The 17,440-nt window shown below is 56.5% G+C and carries 18 protein-coding genes; 7 read left to right on the top strand and 11 right to left on the bottom strand.

Annotated features, from left to right (window positions below; all coding sequences use genetic code 11):
* Together LCM21_RS16240 and LCM21_RS16235 are read left to right on the top strand one after the other, a co-directional pair.
* Positions 1 to 1,095, top strand: coding sequence for an ABC transporter permease (locus LCM21_RS16240; protein ID WP_224891537.1), 1,095 nt, complete (start codon positions 1 to 3; stop codon positions 1,093 to 1,095).
* A complete protein-coding gene (locus LCM21_RS16235) occupies positions 1,095 to 2,063 on the top strand; it encodes an ABC transporter permease (RefSeq protein WP_224891536.1) in 969 nt (322 codons plus the stop codon). The genes LCM21_RS16240 and LCM21_RS16235 overlap by 1 nt, the downstream gene beginning before the upstream one ends.
* Positions 2,064 to 2,226: 163 nt before the next feature.
* Here LCM21_RS16235 and LCM21_RS16230 read toward each other — a convergent pair whose 3' ends face one another.
* Positions 2,227 to 2,385: a hypothetical protein gene (locus LCM21_RS16230; protein ID WP_224891535.1), complete on the bottom strand. Its 159-nt coding sequence runs from the start codon at positions 2,383 to 2,385 to the stop codon at positions 2,227 to 2,229.
* A 13-nt stretch (positions 2,386 to 2,398) separates the two neighbouring features.
* Between LCM21_RS16230 and LCM21_RS16225 the strand changes: the two genes are divergently transcribed.
* Together LCM21_RS16225 and LCM21_RS16220 are read left to right on the top strand one after the other, a co-directional pair.
* Positions 2,399 to 3,319 carry a sulfite exporter TauE/SafE family protein gene (locus LCM21_RS16225; RefSeq protein WP_224891534.1) on the top strand — a complete coding sequence of 307 codons (921 nt, stop codon included), beginning with the start codon at positions 2,399 to 2,401 and terminating at the stop codon, positions 3,317 to 3,319.
* Between the two features lie 2 nt (positions 3,320 to 3,321).
* Positions 3,322 to 4,089, top strand: a complete 768-nt coding sequence (locus tag LCM21_RS16220) for a TIGR02186 family protein (RefSeq protein WP_224891533.1) — start codon at positions 3,322 to 3,324, stop codon at positions 4,087 to 4,089.
* A gap of 3 nt (positions 4,090 to 4,092) precedes the next feature.
* Here the strand turns inward: LCM21_RS16220 and LCM21_RS16215 are convergent, their stop codons facing one another.
* The 7 genes from LCM21_RS16215 to LCM21_RS16185 form a co-directional block, all read right to left on the bottom strand.
* Complete coding sequence (locus LCM21_RS16215) at positions 4,093 to 4,821, bottom strand: SDR family oxidoreductase (RefSeq protein ID WP_224891532.1); 729 nt, start codon at positions 4,819 to 4,821, stop codon at positions 4,093 to 4,095.
* Complete coding sequence (locus LCM21_RS16210) at positions 4,818 to 6,350, bottom strand: ATP-dependent DNA helicase (RefSeq protein ID WP_224891531.1); 1,533 nt, start codon at positions 6,348 to 6,350, stop codon at positions 4,818 to 4,820. The genes LCM21_RS16215 and LCM21_RS16210 overlap by 4 nt, the downstream gene beginning before the upstream one ends.
* 57 nt (positions 6,351 to 6,407) lie before the next feature.
* Positions 6,408 to 7,046: an acyl-homoserine-lactone synthase gene (locus LCM21_RS16205; RefSeq protein ID WP_224891530.1), complete on the bottom strand. Its 639-nt coding sequence runs from the start codon at positions 7,044 to 7,046 to the stop codon at positions 6,408 to 6,410.
* A gap of 83 nt (positions 7,047 to 7,129) precedes the next feature.
* Positions 7,130 to 7,849 carry a helix-turn-helix transcriptional regulator gene (locus LCM21_RS16200; RefSeq protein WP_224891529.1) on the bottom strand — a complete coding sequence of 240 codons (720 nt, stop codon included), beginning with the start codon at positions 7,847 to 7,849 and terminating at the stop codon, positions 7,130 to 7,132.
* Entirely contained in the window at positions 7,785 to 8,006 is a 222-nt protein-coding gene (locus LCM21_RS16195; RefSeq protein WP_224891528.1) for a hypothetical protein, read from the bottom strand. The genes LCM21_RS16200 and LCM21_RS16195 overlap by 65 nt, the downstream gene beginning before the upstream one ends.
* Positions 8,007 to 8,212: 206 nt before the next feature.
* Positions 8,213 to 9,499, bottom strand: a complete 1,287-nt coding sequence (gene ccrA / locus LCM21_RS16190) for a crotonyl-CoA carboxylase/reductase (RefSeq protein ID WP_068338146.1) — start codon at positions 9,497 to 9,499, stop codon at positions 8,213 to 8,215.
* A gap of 111 nt (positions 9,500 to 9,610) precedes the next feature.
* Positions 9,611 to 10,999, bottom strand: coding sequence for a 1-acyl-sn-glycerol-3-phosphate acyltransferase (locus LCM21_RS16185; protein ID WP_224891527.1), 1,389 nt, complete (start codon positions 10,997 to 10,999; stop codon positions 9,611 to 9,613).
* Between the two features lie 143 nt (positions 11,000 to 11,142).
* On the opposite strand from LCM21_RS16185, the gene LCM21_RS16180 reads away from it, so the two are divergent.
* From LCM21_RS16180 to deoD, 3 genes are all read left to right on the top strand, one after another.
* On the top strand, positions 11,143 to 13,110 hold the full coding sequence (locus tag LCM21_RS16180) for a protein meaA (protein ID WP_224891526.1): 1,968 nt from the start codon (positions 11,143 to 11,145) through the stop codon (positions 13,108 to 13,110).
* 124 nt (positions 13,111 to 13,234) lie between these two features.
* On the top strand, positions 13,235 to 13,552 hold the full coding sequence (locus tag LCM21_RS16175) for an H-NS histone family protein (protein ID WP_224891525.1): 318 nt from the start codon (positions 13,235 to 13,237) through the stop codon (positions 13,550 to 13,552).
* A gap of 17 nt (positions 13,553 to 13,569) precedes the next feature.
* Positions 13,570 to 14,283, top strand: a complete 714-nt coding sequence (gene deoD / locus LCM21_RS16170) for a purine-nucleoside phosphorylase (RefSeq protein ID WP_224891524.1) — start codon at positions 13,570 to 13,572, stop codon at positions 14,281 to 14,283.
* Positions 14,284 to 14,540: 257 nt separating this feature from the next.
* Here the strand turns inward: deoD and LCM21_RS16165 are convergent, their stop codons facing one another.
* From LCM21_RS16165 to sdhA, 3 genes are all read right to left on the bottom strand, one after another.
* Positions 14,541 to 14,681 carry a hypothetical protein gene (locus LCM21_RS16165; RefSeq protein WP_224891523.1) on the bottom strand — a complete coding sequence of 47 codons (141 nt, stop codon included), beginning with the start codon at positions 14,679 to 14,681 and terminating at the stop codon, positions 14,541 to 14,543.
* A 134-nt stretch (positions 14,682 to 14,815) separates the two neighbouring features.
* Positions 14,816 to 15,595, bottom strand: a complete 780-nt coding sequence (locus LCM21_RS16160) for a succinate dehydrogenase iron-sulfur subunit (RefSeq protein WP_068338135.1) — start codon at positions 15,593 to 15,595, stop codon at positions 14,816 to 14,818.
* Positions 15,596 to 15,607: 12 nt separating this feature from the next.
* Positions 15,608 to 17,416, bottom strand: coding sequence for a succinate dehydrogenase flavoprotein subunit (sdhA, locus tag LCM21_RS16155; protein WP_224891522.1), 1,809 nt, complete (start codon positions 17,414 to 17,416; stop codon positions 15,608 to 15,610).
* Between the last annotated feature and the right edge of the window lie 24 nt (positions 17,417 to 17,440).

Here is a 17,440-nt window from a genome sequence, read left to right as displayed (position 1 = left end):
ATGGAAAAAATGCCCAAATGGGCCGACGTTGTTCTGATCCCGCTGATCAGTTTGATATTGGCCGCAATCCTTTCGGCACTGGTCATTCTGGCCATCGGTGAAAACCCTGTCGAGGCGGTGAACCTGATGGTCACGGGGGCGTTGGGGTCCACCTATGGGTGGGGCTATACGCTGTATTACGCAACCAACTTCATGTTCACCGGGCTGGCTGTGGCCGTGGCCTTCCACGCCCGGCTGTTCAACATCGGGGGCGAAGGTCAGGCGATGCTGGGCGGTCTTGGTGTCGCCGTGGCCTGTCTTTACATTCCATGGCCACATTGGAGCATCGCGCTGCTTGCCGCCTGCGCGGCCTCGATGCTGTTCGGGGCTGCATGGGCCGCGATCCCGGCCTATCTGCAAGCCAAGCGTGGCAGCCATATCGTGATCACCACGATCATGTTCAACTTTATCGCGGCTGCGTTCCTGAACTATATGCTGGTCAACGTTATGCGCCCGCAGGGCTCACAGGATCCGGCTACAGCGCGCTTCCCCGAGGCTGTGCACCTACCGACATTCCAATCGATGTTCTCAACTGCGGAAAATGCTGTTTTCCGGGGCGCGCCCGCGAATATCTCATTCTTCGTCGCGCTGCTGGCCTGCGTGGTTGTCTGGGCGCTGATCTGGCGCACGCGGCTGGGCTATGAAATCCGCGCGTATGGCCATTCTGAAACCGGAGCCGTCTATGCCGGTATTTCACCGGTTCGGATCACGATCATCGCGATGCTGATCTCGGGCGCGCTGGCGGGCCTTATGGCGATCAACAACGTGATGGGCGAAGCGGAACGTCTGGTTCTGAACGCGACCGAGGGCGCGGGCTTTATCGGCATCGCTGTGGCCTTGATGGGCCGTTCACATCCATTCGGCGTTTTCCTGGCGGCGATCCTGTTTGGATTTCTGTATCAGGGCGGTGCGGAACTGGCGCTGTGGACGTCGATCCCGCGCGAGCTGATCGTGGTGATTCAGGCATTGGTGATTTTGTTCACCGGGGCGTTGGACAACATGGTGCGGATACCGCTTGAAAAACTGTTCCTTGGTCTGCGGAAGGGGGCAGAGTGATGGAGTTTTTTGTTACTCTGGTTCAGGTCCTCGACTCGACAATCCGCCTGGCGACACCGCTGCTGTTGGCCTGTCTGGCCGGTCTCTATTCCGAACGGGCCGGCATTTTCGATATTGGTCTGGAAGGCAAGATGCTGATGTCTGCCTTTTTCTCGGCCGCCGTGGCTGCGGTGACGGGATCTGTCTGGCTGGGCCTTATGGCAGGTATTGGCGCGTCGCTGATTCTGTCTGCGCTGCACGGAGTGGCCTCGATCACGTTCCGGGGCAATCAGCTGATTTCGGGCGTCGCGATCAATTTCCTGGCCTCGGGTCTCACCGTACTTATCGCTCAGAGTTGGTTCCAGCAGGGTGGCCGAACACCATCACTGTTTGGCGGAGGCCGGTTTGAACCGATCAGTTTTCCTTTTGCCGAAGCGCTTGATGCAGCTCCGATCATCGGACCGGTCTACTCGGAACTTTTGTCAGGTCATTCGATCCTTGTTTATGTCGGGTTCCTGATGGTCCCGCTGACATGGTGGGTTTTGTACCGTACCCGGTTTGGCCTGCGCCTGCGCGCGGTCGGCGAAAACCCTGCGGCGGTGGATACAGCCGGTGTGTCGGTCGTTGGGTTGCGTTTCGCCGCAGTCGCCATCTGTGGTGTCCTGTGCGGGATAGCCGGGGCTTACCTTGCCACGGCCCTACAGGCCGGTTTTGTCAAAGAGATGACCGCAGGGCGCGGCTTCATCGCGCTAGCAGCGCTGATCTTTGCGAAATGGCGGCCTTGGCATGCGATGTGGGCCTGCCTGCTGTTCGGCCTGCTGCAAGCGATTGCGCTGCGATTCCAGAACATTGACCTTGGGGGTATAATTATCCCGGTGCAGGTCATGGACGCCCTGCCCTATATCCTGACGGTGGTCATTCTAGCCGGTTTCGTGGGCAAAGCCATCCCGCCCCGTGCCGGGGGAGAGCCCTATGTGAAGGAGCGCTGATAAGTCCAGTTGCGAACTCATTTCATTCCTGTTTGCTGCAGAGCGGCATACAGAGTTGATTTTGAATGCCGCAACCGTTCTAAAGGGGTATGTGCGTATTTCCTGTGATAGCCCAGCGCGGATCAAACCCCATCGGGGGGATGGAAACACGTGAACACCCCGATCACGGGGGTTGCTTTTCTGACCAGCCAAACAGGTTGACCGAATACACTTCGGTCACGCCGATATTCGCCATACCGCCACTTTCTGTGCGCCGTATTAATGCCTCACCCCAGTGGTATGAGACGGGCCGGATCGCCCCGCGTGATCCGTCCGTGGTCATCCGGTAATTCCAAATGCAGATTTACCTTCCTATTGCCGAAGTTTCCGTGAATGCCTTTCTCTTGCTGGGGTTGGGGGGAATGGTCGGCGTGCTTTCGGGGATGTTCGGTGTGGGTGGCGGTTTCTTGATGACCCCGCTTCTGTTCTTCATCGGCATCCCCCCAGCGGTTGCCGTCGCAACCGAAGCCAACCAGATCGTTGCCTCTTCCTTTTCCGGTGTGCTGGCGCATCTTCGACGAAAAACAGTCGATTTTAGAATGGGAACAGTCTTATTGGTCGGCGGGTTAACTGGCGCCGGACTTGGGGTTGTGGTGTTCAACTATCTCAAAAGCCTTGGCCAGGTCGATCTGTTGGTGACGCTGTGCTACGTCATTTTTCTTGGTGTGGTTGGCAGCCTGATGTTCATCGAAAGCCTGCGTGCGCTGCGTAAATCGCGAAAGGGCATAGCGGCACCAGCAAAGCGGCGACAGCGTGGTTGGGTACACTCCATGCCGTTCAAGATGCGATTCCGTACCTCGGGGCTTTATATCTCGGTCATTCCACCCATCCTCGTTGGGCTTTGCGTTGGTGTCTTGTCAGCCATCATGGGCGTTGGCGGCGGGTTCATCATGGTGCCCGCAATGATCTACCTGCTGGGGATGCCTACGAAAGTCGTGGTTGGGACGTCACTGTTTCAGATCATCTTCGTGACCGGCTTTACAACGATGTTGCACGCGACAACGAACTATACCGTCGACATCGTTCTGGCCGTCCTGCTTCTGATCGGTGGTGTTGTTGGCGCACAGATTGGCACGGTGATCGGAGCGCGCATGCCGGCCGAACAGTTACGCGTGTTGCTGGCGGCACTGGTTCTGGTGGTTTGCGGCAAGCTGGCGCTGGATTTGTTGATTGAACCGTCCGAGCTTTATTCTCTGGGCACCGCAGGGGGCCATTGATCATGCTGAAACGCCTGGTTGTCCTGCTGGTTCTGTGCTGCACCCCGGCCTTGGCTGTTGAAGAACAAGTTGTACTGGGCCTCAGCCAGGATCGCGTGGCCATTACAGCGACATTTGACGGATCTGAAATTCTGATTTTTGGTGCTGTGAAACGGGAAACGCCTATTCCGGAAGGCCCTCCGCTTGAGGTGATCGTCGCCGTGGCCGGGCCATCGGGTCCTGTGACTGTCCGGCGCAAGGAACGCAAACTGGGGATTTGGGTCAACACAGACAGTGTTCTTGTCGATCTCGCGCCCAGCTTCTACGCCGTAGCCACAAGCGGCCCGTTGGACGACATCCTCACCGATACCGAAGATCTGCGCAATCGAATTTCCATCGAACGCGCTATCCGGTCGGTCGGGGCAGCCATGCATATCCGCGGCGCTCAGGACTTTGCGGACGCGGTCATCCGCATTCGTGAAAGCGAGGATTTGTACTCCATCCGCGAAAACACCGTGGCGGTGGATGAACAAACCCTGTTCCGCACCTCAATCGCGATGCCTGCTGACCTGACCGAAGGGAACTATTCCGCGCGTATCTTTCTGACACGGGGCGGCGAGGTCGTGTCGCAATACGAAACGGTTATTGATGTGCGCAAGGTCGGGCTGGAACGATTCCTTTACAGCATGTCCCGCGAGCAGCCGGTCTGGTATGGTTTAATGTCGCTGGTCATCGCGATCGCCGCAGGGTGGGGCGCGTCAACTGCATTCCGACTGCTGCGCGAGAACTAAAACCTAACCGCGCCCGATATAGGGCATTGTCGTGGCCATGACGGTCATGAACTGTACGTTTGCCTCGGGAGGCAGGGTCGCCATGTGAAGCACTGACCGCGCCGCATCTTCGACAGCCATGGTAGGGTCGGGCTGTCGCCCTGCCTCAATCGCGGCATCCACCAACCCTTGCACCATTGGCGTGCGTGCATTGCCGATATCGATCTGACCGCAGGCAATCCCGAAATCGCGCCCGTCCAAAGACAAACTTCGGGTCAGGCCCGTGATGGCATGTTTCGTCGCTGAATAATGCACCGAGTTCGGTCGCGGCACATAGGCAGCGATTGAACCATTATTGATGATACGCCCACCCTGAGGGGTCTGGTGCCGCATGATCCGAAAGGCCTCACGCGCACTGAGGAACATACCATTCAGGTTCACGTTCACGCTTTGATACCAATCTTCCAGCGCAATCTCATCAATTGTACCGCCGGGGGCGAATATACCGGCATTGTTGAACAGAACATCCAACCGGCCAGCTTTGTCCTGAAAAACCTGGAAGGCTGCCTGTACTGCATCCGGATCTGTAACATCAGCGGCTAACGGAAGCGCATTCTTGTGATCCGCCGCCATGTCGTGCAGCTTGTCCGCGCTGCGGGCCAGCAAGCCAACGGTCCAGCCTTCGTTCAAAAACAGCTCGGCCGTCGCTCGGCCAATGCCCGAGCTTGCGCCGGTAATGATGATAGTGCTCATGTCTCTTCTGCCTCTAATTCCAGCGCCGCTGCAGGGACGGAACGCAGATCGTCCACACGCAGAGCATGGGTGGGTTTAGCCAGCCGGTTGCGGACCACCCAGATCAACCTTTGCTGCGCGCGGGTGATTGCCACATAGGCCAACCGTTTCCACAAGGGTTGCCCGGCCTCTGTCCGACCCATCCGGGCAGCCGCGTAGATATCCGGAGCAAAAACCTGCACCGTGTCCCACTGCGACCCTTGGGCCTTATGTATCGTTACAGCGGCCCCGTGCAAGAAGGTTGCGCCCATGCGCGCGGCGTATGGGATAAATGGTTCTTCTTCGTCGGGTTTCTCAATCTTCACGATCGACGCGGCACTGACCTGAGGGTCTTCGGCGCCCATCACATGCAAACGAGAAAACCCCGGCTTGCGTCCCGGCCCCAGGTAAATCACTTGCGCGCCCTTGATCAAACCACGCGCCTCAAGGTCCAGCCGCTTTTTGCGGTGCTTCAGGGGCAGTTCGATACCGTCGCAAATAAGAGGTTCACCTTCCAACAACTCCGTATCCGGCGCGCCGTGTACATTTCGGAACGCCTGTATCAACCGAATGCGCGTCGCGTTGCGCCAGACCAGAACCGGGCTGCGCGCCATCAGATCCACCTCGACCCGCTGCCCCCAGACCACGCGGTCATCCTGTCGGGCGGTCTGTTCGACAAGACGTTCGAAGTCTTCGAACCCCATCTGAGGGTCCGCCAATGCGTGCGCCAGATCGAGGATGGGATTATCCGCATCCTGCCGGTGAACCCTGTGCAGGATTTGCTTGCGTGGTTCCGGCAGAGCGTCGAACACCATGCCACCCGATTGGTTAACCGGGGCCAGCTGCGCCGGATCACCAAACAGAAGAAGGGTCGGAAAGATTTCCTTCAGGTCTTCGAATTGCCGGTCATCCAGCATCGAGGCTTCATCAACGAACCCGATATCCAGCGGCTCATCCCGGCGTTTCCAGCCTGTGATGAAGTCGGACCCGCGCAAACCAGCCGCCGCCAGCGCGCCGGGAATTGATTTGTTCTTTTCATAAAACGCGGCGGCGCGATCCAAAGCCTCATCCGTCAGGCCCTCGATCTCGGGGCGTTCATCATTGCCCGCCAACCATTCGGCGATCCGCTCGTATTCCGGATCATAGACCGGTGTATAGAGTATCCGGTGAATGGTTGTGGCCGGCACACCGCGCAGACGCAGGACGCTTGCGGCTTTGTTGGTGGGCGCCAAAATCGCAAGGCTTCGCTTATCCCGCGCTTTGCGGCTTTCGAAATCGCCCGAAACGATCTGAACACCGGTTCCCGCAAGCGCCTTGTATAGCTCGGCCAATAGCAGGGTTTTGCCCGATCCTGCCTTTCCGATCACCGCCATGACACCTGACTTGCCGCCACCCGGCAATTTCAACAGCGCGTCTTCATCCAGGTCGACACCGGCCGCTTTCAACATCTCGGAGATGCTGTCATAGGCGGCGGCCTGATCGTCAGAGAAAGTTACAGGAGGTAAAGACATGGCGCGACCCTACAGGCCCACGCCAGCTATCACCAGAGAATGATTTGGGTTTCCCCGTCACGCCGAAAGAGGGAACCTTTGCTGCCGCCCGGTGCCAAAAGCTGTCTTAAACCACAGCCGGGACAGCTCACGCGGAATGCCCGCGCGCTCTGCCACGCGGGTGCAATCCTGGGCGGAATAGGGCCACAGCCCAACAGAAATCTGATCGCGTCCTTTTCCTTCTGATCCCAGCACGTCCGGCGACGATCCGATCAGGCGGTAAATCCGAATCATGCGCGCATCAAAGACACCGGCAATATGGGTCAGTCCAAACCCCTCCATCATCTCGCCCCCGCTCAACATGATCGCGCCGGCCGTATGAGGGCTGGCGGTGCGCGAAAGGCAGAACCGCGTCACCTCCCAAATCAGCGGGCTGCAGATCGGCTGGCCCCCTGTGAGATGTCCAAACACATCATTTACCATGACCGGACCCGTGGTGGGCATTACGCGCATCGAGCCGCCGTGACTGCCATCTTCTTCTTCCCAAATGACGTACAACGGATTCAGGTCGTCGTACTGGTCCTTCTCTTGCCCATTTACATCGACGTGAACATCCCAGCCCAACCGGGTTTTAAACTGGTCTGCCCGGTCACGGAACATCCCGTCTGCCAAATCCGGATATTTGTACAATTCGTCGGCATAAAGATAGCGCAACATGACTTTTCCCCTTGTCGTCCATTGCAGGAACGAAGGGGGTACAAAAACATCATTAAATTCTCGTTCTGAGACCGCGCGCCTCTTTAAACCACTATTAATCCCCGGCTAAGTGCCGTCGCGATGGCGTGGGTGGTGTTTTGGGCGCCGAGTTTTGCGCGCGCGCCCTCAATATACACCCGCAGCGTATGCTCGGAGATTGACAGAGAATGCGCCACCTGCGCCCGGCTGTAACCCAGCGCCAGCAAAGTCATTGCGTCCACCTCGCGCGGTGACAACCCCCGAGGTGAGCCGGGTTGCCGGTCACTCGCAAATTCCAATCCTTTTCGGTTGAAATAATGCGCGATCAGAATCAGGCTACGCCCGTGGCTTTCAACAAAATCCTGCCATGTGCTGTCGTCACAGGAATGGTTGACGGTGAATAAGGCAAATTGCCCATTCGGCCCCCGGATCGGGATCGAATATCCCTGATTGCCGACGCCGTGACTTTGCGCATCTTTCAGGAATGCCTTAGCCGGTTTACTAGACCAGTCTAGTTTTTTCCAATCAACCGGATGGAACCGCTGAAAACATCCCACGATCACCGGGTCTATGCGATGATAGCTTCTTTCCAGATACCGCTGGACCCAAGCATCTGGATAAGTCGTATAGCCATATTGATCACCGGCACCATCGACCCAATGATAAATGAGGTGTTCAACCCTCAGGCTGTCCCGCAGCCGAACGGCAACATCGCTGAGTTCATCCAGTGTGCTGGTGTTTTCCAAATCCTCCAGAACCTGGCTCAATTCTAGTTTTGTTCCCATCCGCTGGCGTCCGCACCTTAGCCTGCATGGACGCGATCTCGGCCGCGGCGATCAGTTTGGTGTCATCCAACTGCTCGGCCAGCGCGATCAAACCGTTCTCAACGGCGAAGGCGTTGAGGTCCGACAACACGTCCAGTATCCACTCATTTTGCGCCATCAAGGTCTCTCCGAAACGGTTAACGAAGGGTTAACACAACTATAGCATGAGCAATAATTTTCGGCATATTCACTGCTTTCTACTCCCCAAAAATAGCGGGGGCGTCGTTTCTAACCCTTTAGAAAGCCTGAACCTGCCCGCGAAAAAGAGGACGCCCGCAAACCGTTGTAACGATTTGCGGGCGTCAGCGCCTTTTTAAATCTGGCTCAACCGCGTGCGTGCAAAACCTCTTCCAGGGTGCGCATTCCCGTCTGCGGTGCCTGAACCAGAACCGACATATTGCCGGGCTTGTGTTCGTTTCGCATCATTTTCATATGCGCTTCGGGCAACTCTTTCCATGAGAACACCTCGGACATACACGGATCCAGACGACGCTCGATCATCAACTGGTTCGCGGCTGCGGCTTGTTTGAGATGCGCGAAATGCGACCCCTGCAGACGCTTTTGATGCATCCACATATAGCGCACGTCAAAAGTTAGGTTATAGCCGGTGGTTCCAGCGCAGATCACGACCATGCCGCCCTTTTTCACCACGAAGGTTGAAACCGGGAATGTGCTTTCGCCCGGGTGTTCAAACACCATATCGACATTCACACCTTTGCCGGTGATATCCCAGATGGCTTTGCCGAATTTGCGGGCCTCTTTGAACCACTCTGAATATTCCGGAGTGTTCACCGTGGGCAGCTGCCCCCAGCAGTTGAAGTCTTTACGGTTGATCACGCCTTTGGCGCCAAGCCCCATGACGAAATCGCGTTTACTTTCGTCCGAGATCACGCCGATCGCATTGGCACCTGCGGTATTGATCAACTGGATCGCGTACGAGCCCAAACCACCCGACGCGCCCCACACCAGAACATTCTGGCCCGGCTTCAGGTCGTGCGGTTCATGCCCAAACAACATCCGGTATGCGGTGGCCAGGGTCAGGGTGTAGCACGCGCTTTCTTCCCAGGTCAGGTGCTTTGGGCGCGGCATCAACTGCTGCGCCTGAACGTTGGTGAATTGGGCGAACGATCCGTCCGGTGTTTCATAACCCCAGATTCGTTGGCTTGGGGAATACATCGGATCGCCGCCATTGCAGTATTCGTCATCGCCGTCATCCTGATTGCAATGAATGACAACCTCATCCCCCACTTTCCAGCGCTTGACCTTGTCGCCCACCGCCCAAACGATACCGGACGCATCGGACCCGGCGATGTGGAACGGCTGTCCATGACCGTCAAATGGGCTGATCGGTTTGCCCAGTGACGCCCAGACACCGTTATAGTTCACACCAGCAGCCATCACCAAAACCAGCACTTCGTGGCTGTCCAGTTTGGGTACGTCGACCACTTCCAACTGCATTGCGGTATCTGGCTCGCCATGGCGCTCTTTTCGGATAGCCCACGCATACATTTGCTTCGGGACATATCCCATCGGAGGGATCTCACCCATCTCATAAAGGTCTTTTTCCGGTGCCTCGTACGACGCGATGCCACTGTCGGTGTCCAGAGCCATATTGGCCTCCCTTGTCCACAATCCTTGCCGCGATGCAGAATCGCTGGCTTTACCCGATGGATATTTTCCATCAAGCAATATTGCAACCCATTTTGATCTATTTTTGTAATTTTATGACCCAGCGACTGCAGAAACTTCCTTTGCAGATGCAGAAAGAACACGCTCTTCACTCAGGGCTGCCGACGCTGCATAGTAATTCAGAAGATCAATCCTTTGCCCGGATGAGGATATCTTTCCACTGTCGCGTTTCAAAATGCGACGATCCACCAATTGCTGAACGCCACTTTCAATCGCTTCACGATCGATTGGCATCTCGGCCCCGTTGTTCCGCAATAGCTTGTCGATCATGGCAATCAGATCACCCTCGGGGATTTCACCTTTTTCTTGCACCAGCCAACACGCCGCAGGTCCCGGGACTAGTGGGAGAGCGTCTTTAAGCCCTGCCATCAAATCGCGGGCCAGATCTGTTGTAAGATCCGCTTCGTGATCCGCCCGAAATGCCTTTAGCGAGATCGGTTGCCCATACCGGACGGATGCCAACCCAAAGCGCTTGTAACGACCGACCAACCGTCGTCCGATCTGTTTGATTATCCACCACGCAATGACCCCGATCCTCGCCCGGAAACGACGTTGGTTTCCCAGTGCCGCTTTGGTCAAAATCGTATCTTCAAGCACGCGGTCATAATTCAAGGCAACCGGCACGAACACAACGTCCCGACCTTCGGGGTCGGTAGCATCGATGATGTACTTGAGCAGGCCCAGCTTTGGTCGCCCCAATCCACCGGTCAGGCTCAGCCCTCCTTCGGGGAACATGGCTTGGGTAACACCGGCCTTGGTCGCGTGCCGCACATAGCAAGCAAGTACCTGACGGTAGAGCTCACTGCCCGACTTGCGGCGAATAAAATACGCCCCCATTGCGCGGATCAAGCGGCTGAGAGGCCAAACTCTGGCCCATTCCCCCACCGCATAAGACAGGGCTGATTGATTGGCGGCCAGATAAGTCACCAGGACATAGTCCATATTGCTGCGGTGGTTCATGACGTAAACAACCGTGGCTTCAGGGTCGATATTACGCAGGGCTTTTTCGTCCATATAGCTCAGCCGCACGTCATAAAACGCATTGCTCAACATACGCGCCAGACGAATGGCGACGCTGAAATAAGCCACAGCGGAAAAGGATGGAACGATCTCTCGCGCATAGCGGCGTGCGGTTTCGAACGCCACGGCCTCGGGAACGCCTTCTTCCTTGGCAAAACTCTGAACGGCGTGTCCGACCTGTGGGTCATATATCAGGCGCTGAATCATGTCGTGCCGACGCGCAAGTTTGAACGGCTGGATCGGTCGCTGCAGGCGTTCGTTCAGGCGTTTGACCGCCCGCTCAAGACGACGCCTGAAAAACCAACGCACAGAAGGGAAAAGAAAATGCGAGGCAAACGTGACCGCGGCAAACACCAGGATCAGCAAAAACAGCCAAAGTGGAAGCTCAACGGTCTGAGTCATGGCAGCACACTGCCACCAATCCTCCTGCCCTACAATCTGATCGGCATGCATGCCGCGACGCAGCGAATTGACATATCCCTAAAATTGCGCTTTAGAACCCTGTAACGCAATATTCTTACTCAGTCGATTCACGAGGATCAGATATGACGCAGTCGCAGAAAGATCGCCCCTGGCTCATCCGAACCTATGCCGGTCATTCCACCGCCAAGGCGTCAAATGCGCTGTACCGTGGAAATCTGGCCAAGGGGCAAACCGGTTTGTCGGTCGCATTCGATTTGCCGACCCAAACCGGATATGACAGCGACCACACGCTGGCGCGCGGCGAAGTTGGCAAGGTCGGTGTACCGATCAGCCATCTTGGAGATATGCGCGTTCTGTTCGACCAGATCCCGTTGGAGCAGATGAACACCTCGATGACGATCAACGCGACAGCGCCGTGGCTGCTGGCGCTATATATCGCGGTGGCCGAGGAGCAGGGCGCAGATGTCTCTCAGTTGCAGGGAACCGTTCAGAACGATCTGATCAAAGAGTATCTGAGCCGTGGCACCTATGTGTGCCCGCCCAAGCCGTCGCTCAAGATGATCGCGGACGTAGCTGAGTATTGTTATTCGAACGTGCCCAAGTGGAACCCGATGAACGTGTGTTCCTATCACCTGCAAGAGGCAGGCGCGACACCGGAACAGGAACTGGCCTACGCTCTGGCCACTGCCATCGCGGTTCTGGATGAACTGCGCCCACGCGTACCGGCTGAAGATTTCCCGGCGCTCTGCGGTCGAATTTCATTTTTTGTGAATGCTGGAATTCGCTTTGTTACCGAAATGTGCAAAATGCGGGCATTTGTCGATCTTTGGGATGAAATCCTGCAACAACGCTATGGCGTCGAGAACCCAAAATTCCGCCGATTCCGTTACGGGGTTCAGGTGAATTCGCTTGGCCTGACCGAGCAGCAACCTGAAAACAACGTCTATCGCATCCTGATCGAGATGTTGGCTGTAACCCTGTCAAAAAAGGCCCGCGCCCGTGCCGTGCAGTTGCCCGCATGGAATGAAGCCCTTGGCCTGCCGCGCCCATGGGATCAGCAATGGTCTATGAGGATGCAGCAGATCCTGGCCTATGAAACCGACCTGTTGGAATACGGAGATTTGTTCGACGGAAACCCCGTGGTGGACGCAAAAGTTGAAGAGCTTAAGGACGGTGCACGCGCCGAGTTGGCAAACCTGGATGCGATGGGCGGTGCGGTCGCGTCTATCGAATACATGAAGTCTCGTCTTGTGGATTCCAACGCCGAACGCCTCAACCGTATTGAACGTAACGAGACTGTTGTGGTTGGTGTGAACAAATGGACTGAGGGAGAGCCCTCGCCCCTGCAAACCGAGGATGGCGGGATCATGGTTGTCGATCCTGCGGTTGAGCAGGACCAAATCGACCGACTGAACACATGGCGTGCCGAACGTGATGACACCGCCGTTGCCACAGCCCTGGCCGCGCTGCGCCAAGCGGCCCAGTCCGGAGCTAACGTAATGGAACCCTCGATCGCTGCTGCCAAGGCGGGAGCGACAACAGGTGAGTGGGCGGAAGAGATGCGCAAGGTTTTCGGAACCTACCGCGGTCCAACAGGTGTATCCGGGTCCGTCTCGAACAAGACAGAGGGTCTTGAGGATTTGCGTGCCGCTGTTGACGCTGTCAGTGACAAGCTGGGCCGCCGTCTAAAATTCCTGGTCGGTAAGCCCGGGCTGGACGGCCATTCCAACGGCGCCGAACAAATCGCGTTTCGCGCCCGCGACTGCGGCATGGATATCAGTTATGAGGGCATCCGATTAACTCCGGAAGAAATCGTAACAGCCGCGATTGAAGACCAAGCCCATGTTATCGGCCTGTCGATCCTGTCAGGAAGCCACATACCGCTGGTGCAGGATGTCATGAGTCGTTTGCGCGATGCCGGGTTGGACAATATCCCCGTGGTTGTTGGCGGGATTATCCCAGATGAAGATGCTGCAAAACTCAGGGCAATGGGTGTTTCCAAAATCTATACACCCAAGAATTTTGAGCTTAATGCGATAATGGGGGATATCGTAACGCTGGTTGATCCGCAAAATATGGCGGCAGAATAACACTACAACAACCTAATAATGTCTATATCTATTGCCTTTTGGCAAGAGATGGATAGATACCGAATTTGAAACAACGGTGGGCCATTACGTCTGCTTGGGTCAATTTTCGGAATGGAGAAGACGAATGCCAATAAGCCTTGAAAAAATGTCGCGAAAGGAACTTCTTGAATTGAGCGACAAAGTCGCAATAGCACTGAAAAATGCAGAAAAACGCGAACGCCAAGAGGCTTTGAAAGCTGCTGAAAAGGCAGCGGCGGAATTTGGGTTTTCTCTTGCAGAACTATCGGGTGTCAGCTCAAAGTCATCAAAAGGAAAAAAGGCAAACGCTAAGTACAAAAACCCTGCCAACCCTGATCAAACCTGGTCAGGCCGGGGGCGCAAACCGCAATGGGTTCATGACGCTTTGAAAGCCGGCGCTGATATTTCGGACTTGGAAATCTGACAGGAATTAACTGAAGAATGACAATTCATATCGGCGCGAAACAAGGTGAAATCGCTGAAACAGTTCTTATGCCCGGTGATCCCTATCGTGCAAAATGGGCAGCGGAAAACTTTCTAGAGAACGCGACCCTGGTCAATAACGTCCGGGGTATGTTGGGCTTCACAGGAACATGGAAGGGAAACCGGGTTACGATTCAGGGCAGCGGGATGGGCATGCCATCCTTGTCGATCTATGCCAACGAGTTGATCCGTGATTTCGGCGCAAAAACCCTGATCCGCATCGGGTCCTGCGGGGCCATGCAGGAAAGCGTTAAAATCCGCGATGTGATCCTGGCGATGACCTCGACAACGCTTAGCACTCCGTCTCGTGGTATCCTTAAAGAACTGAACTTTGCGCCTTGCGCCGATTGGGGATTGCTTCAAGCGGCCGCACAAGCAGCGGCGGCCAAGGGCACGCCCACCCATATCGGCGGAATATACTCCTCTGACGTATTCTACGATGAACGCCCCGATCTGAACGAACAGATGGTGCGCCACGGCATTCTTGGGGTCGAGATGGAGGCCGCCGAGCTTTACATTCTGGCCGCGCGCCACAACTGCCGGGCGTTGGCTGTTCTGACGGTGTCTGATCACTTGCTGACCGGTGAGGCTTTGCCCTCGTCAGAACGCGAAAGCAGTTTCGGCGATATGGTCGAGATCGCCCTGCATTCAGCTTTTTCGGACAATGACTGAATAAACAGGGCGCAGTTAGCGCCCTGCCCTTCTATTTCCCATTTAAGCAAATAGTGGGCTCATCCTCGCCCTTGTGCTGCGCGCCGCAATAGGCGCATTTCCAAACGCCTTCCTTACGATGCTGCCGCCATCTGCAATCGCGCGTCAAAGAAGACGTCCGCGACCGCCAATAGAAATAGGCGAACACTCCGGCGGCCAACAGTAGCAACAAGATGGGCATTTCTATCTGTTGCCCAACACACCCGCGATTTCAAGCGTCAGGCGGCGTTTGCGTATTCAAACAACTCAGGCTCGCGAGCATCTGATACCGCTGCGGGTTCTGGCGTGTAGTAGGCCCAAGCCTGTTCCAGCAATTCCAGCGCTTCGGCTGCTTTTGTTTTGGAGGTTTGTTTTTCCATCGGAGCGATCCCTTTTCGGCTCAATCACTCCTCCCTGCACGCAAGATAGTCACGTTCAGGGCTGGCAACATCGCATAGTTTTGCAACCTCGCCATGCACTTGCCGCAAAACGGCAAGTGCATTTCATTGGGCACCTAGATCGAACGGTCGACCATCATCTTCTTGATTTCAGCGATCGCCTTGGCCGGGTTCAGACCTTTCGGACAGGTCTTGGCGCAGTTCATGATCGTGTGGCACCGATACAGCTTGAAGGGGTCTTCAAGTTCATCCAGACGCTCACCCGTGGCTTCATCACGGCTGTCGATGATCCAGCGATAGGCGTGCAGCAACGCTGCGGGCCCAAGATAGCGGTCGCCGTTCCACCAATAGCTTGGGCACGAGGTCGAGCAGCTGGCGCACATCACACACTCATACAGGCCGTCCAGTTTCTTGCGGTCCTCAATAGACTGCTTCCACTCTTTCGCAGGACGGTTGGTCTTGGTTTCCAGCCACGGCATGATCGACGCATGCTGCGCGTAGAAGTGGGTCAGATCGGGGATCAGGTCCTTAACCACCGGCATGTGCGGCAGCGGATAAATCTTCACGTCGCCTATGATTTCATCCATACCATAGATACAGGCCAGCGTGTTGATCCCGTCGATGTTCATCGCGCAGGACCCGCAGATGCCTTCGCGGCATGATCGGCGGAAGGTCAGGGTCGGGTCGATCTCATTCTTGATCTTGATCAGTGCATCCAGAACCATCGGGCCACAGCTGTCCATATCGACAAAATAGGTGTCGAGCTGTGGGTTTTTGCCGTCATCCGGATTCCAGCGATAAATCTGGAACTTACGAACTTTCTTGGCACCCTCAGGCTTGGGCCAGGTTTTCCCCGTCGTGATCCGTGAATTCTTGGGGAGGGTCAGTTGTACCATGTGTTCCTCTCCTTAGAACGTCCGCGCCTTGGGCGCGATTTTCTTGAGGCTGATGCCACCTTCGTCTTCGGTGGTCAGCGGGTCGACGATGACCGGGCGATAGCTGAGGTCAACCTTGTTGCCCTCAACCCGGCTGACGGTGTGAACACGCCAGTTTTCATCGTCGCGTTCGGTGTAGTCTTCGTGCGCGTGGGCACCGCGAGATTCCTTGCGCGCCTCAGCTCCGACAATGGTGGCCAGCGCGCTTGGCATCAGGTTGGTCAGTTCCAGCGTTTCCATAAGGTCACTGTTCCAGACCAACGAGCGGTCGCTGACCTTGAGGTCGTCCATCTTGGCGGCAATCGCTGTCATCTTTTCGACGCCTTCGGCCATAGTTTTGGCGGTCCGGAATACGGCAGCATCCTCTTGCATGGTTCGCTGCATCTCAAGCCGCAGATCGGCGGTCGGGATGGCTCCGCTTGCGTTTCGCACCGCGTCGAAGCGATCAAAGGCCTTGTCGACCGACGCCTGGTTCAGAATCGGGTTCGGAGCCTTCGCATCAACAACCTCACCAGCGCGGATCGCTGCCGCGCGGCCAAACACCACAAGGTCAATCAGCGAATTCGAACCCAATCGGTTCGCACCATGGACCGATGCACAGCCAGCCTCACCCACGGCCATCAGGCCGGGGACAACAGCGGTCGGGTTGTCGGCCGTCGGGTTCAGAACCTCGCCCCAATAGTTGGTTGGGATACCGCCCATGTTATAGTGCACGGTCGGCAGAACCGGGATCGGTTCCTTGGTCACATCGACGCCCGCAAACACGCGTGCCGATTCCGAAATGCCCGGCAGACGCTCAGCCAGTGCTTCGGCCGGCAGGTGGCTAAGGTTCAGGTGAATGTGGTCGCCATTCTCACCGTGACCCCGGCCTTCGCGGATCTCCATAGTCATCGAGCGCGAGACATAGTCGCGCGGCGCAAGGTCCTTATACTGGGGCGCATAGCGCTCCATGAACCGTTCACCTTCAGAGTTGGTCAGGTAACCGCCTTCGCCGCGCGCGCCTTCGGTGATCAGACAGCCCGAGCCGTAGATGCCGGTCGGGTGGAACTGAACGAATTCCATGTCCTGCAGCGCCAGACCCGCACGGGCCACCATGCCGCCACCGTCGCCGGTGCAGGTATGGGCAGAGGTCGCGCTGAAATAAGCCCGGCCATAACCGCCTGTCGCCAGCACCACCATCTTTGCGTTGAAGACATGCATCGTGCCGTCGTCCAGCTTCCAGCAGACGACACCCTGACACTGACCATCGTCTGACATGATCAGGTCGATGGCGAAGTATTCGATGTAAAACTCTGCGTTGTTCTTCAGCGACTGCCCGTAAAGCGTATGCAGGATCGCGTGACCGGTCCGGTCTGCGGCGGCACAGGTACGCTGAACTGCGGGGCCTTCCCCAAACTCAGTCGTGTGGCCGCCGAAAGGGCGCTGATAGATCTTGCCTTCTTCGGTCCGGCTGAACGGCACGCCATAATGTTCAAGCTCATAAACCGCCTTGGGTGCTTCGCGGGCGAGGTATTCCATTGCATCGGTATCGCCCAGCCAGTCAGAGCCTTTGACGGTGTCATACATGTGCCACTGCCAATGGTCCGGGCCCATGTTGGACAGGGATGCCGCGATACCGCCCTGCGCAGCGACTGTGTGAGAGCGTGTCGGGAACACCTTGGTGACGCAGGCTGTTCGCAGGCCCTGCTCTGCCATGCCGAGTGTTGCACGCAGACCCGCACCACCTGCGCCTACGACAACGACGTCGTATTCGTGGGTTTCATATTCATATGCTGCTGTCATTCTTCTTGTTCCTTATCGCGCGCC

This window comes from Ruegeria profundi (assembly GCF_020171505.1).
GTDB classification, from domain to species: domain Bacteria; phylum Pseudomonadota; class Alphaproteobacteria; order Rhodobacterales; family Rhodobacteraceae; genus Ruegeria; species Ruegeria profundi.
This window is presented reverse-complemented; position numbering and strand designations above follow the sequence as displayed.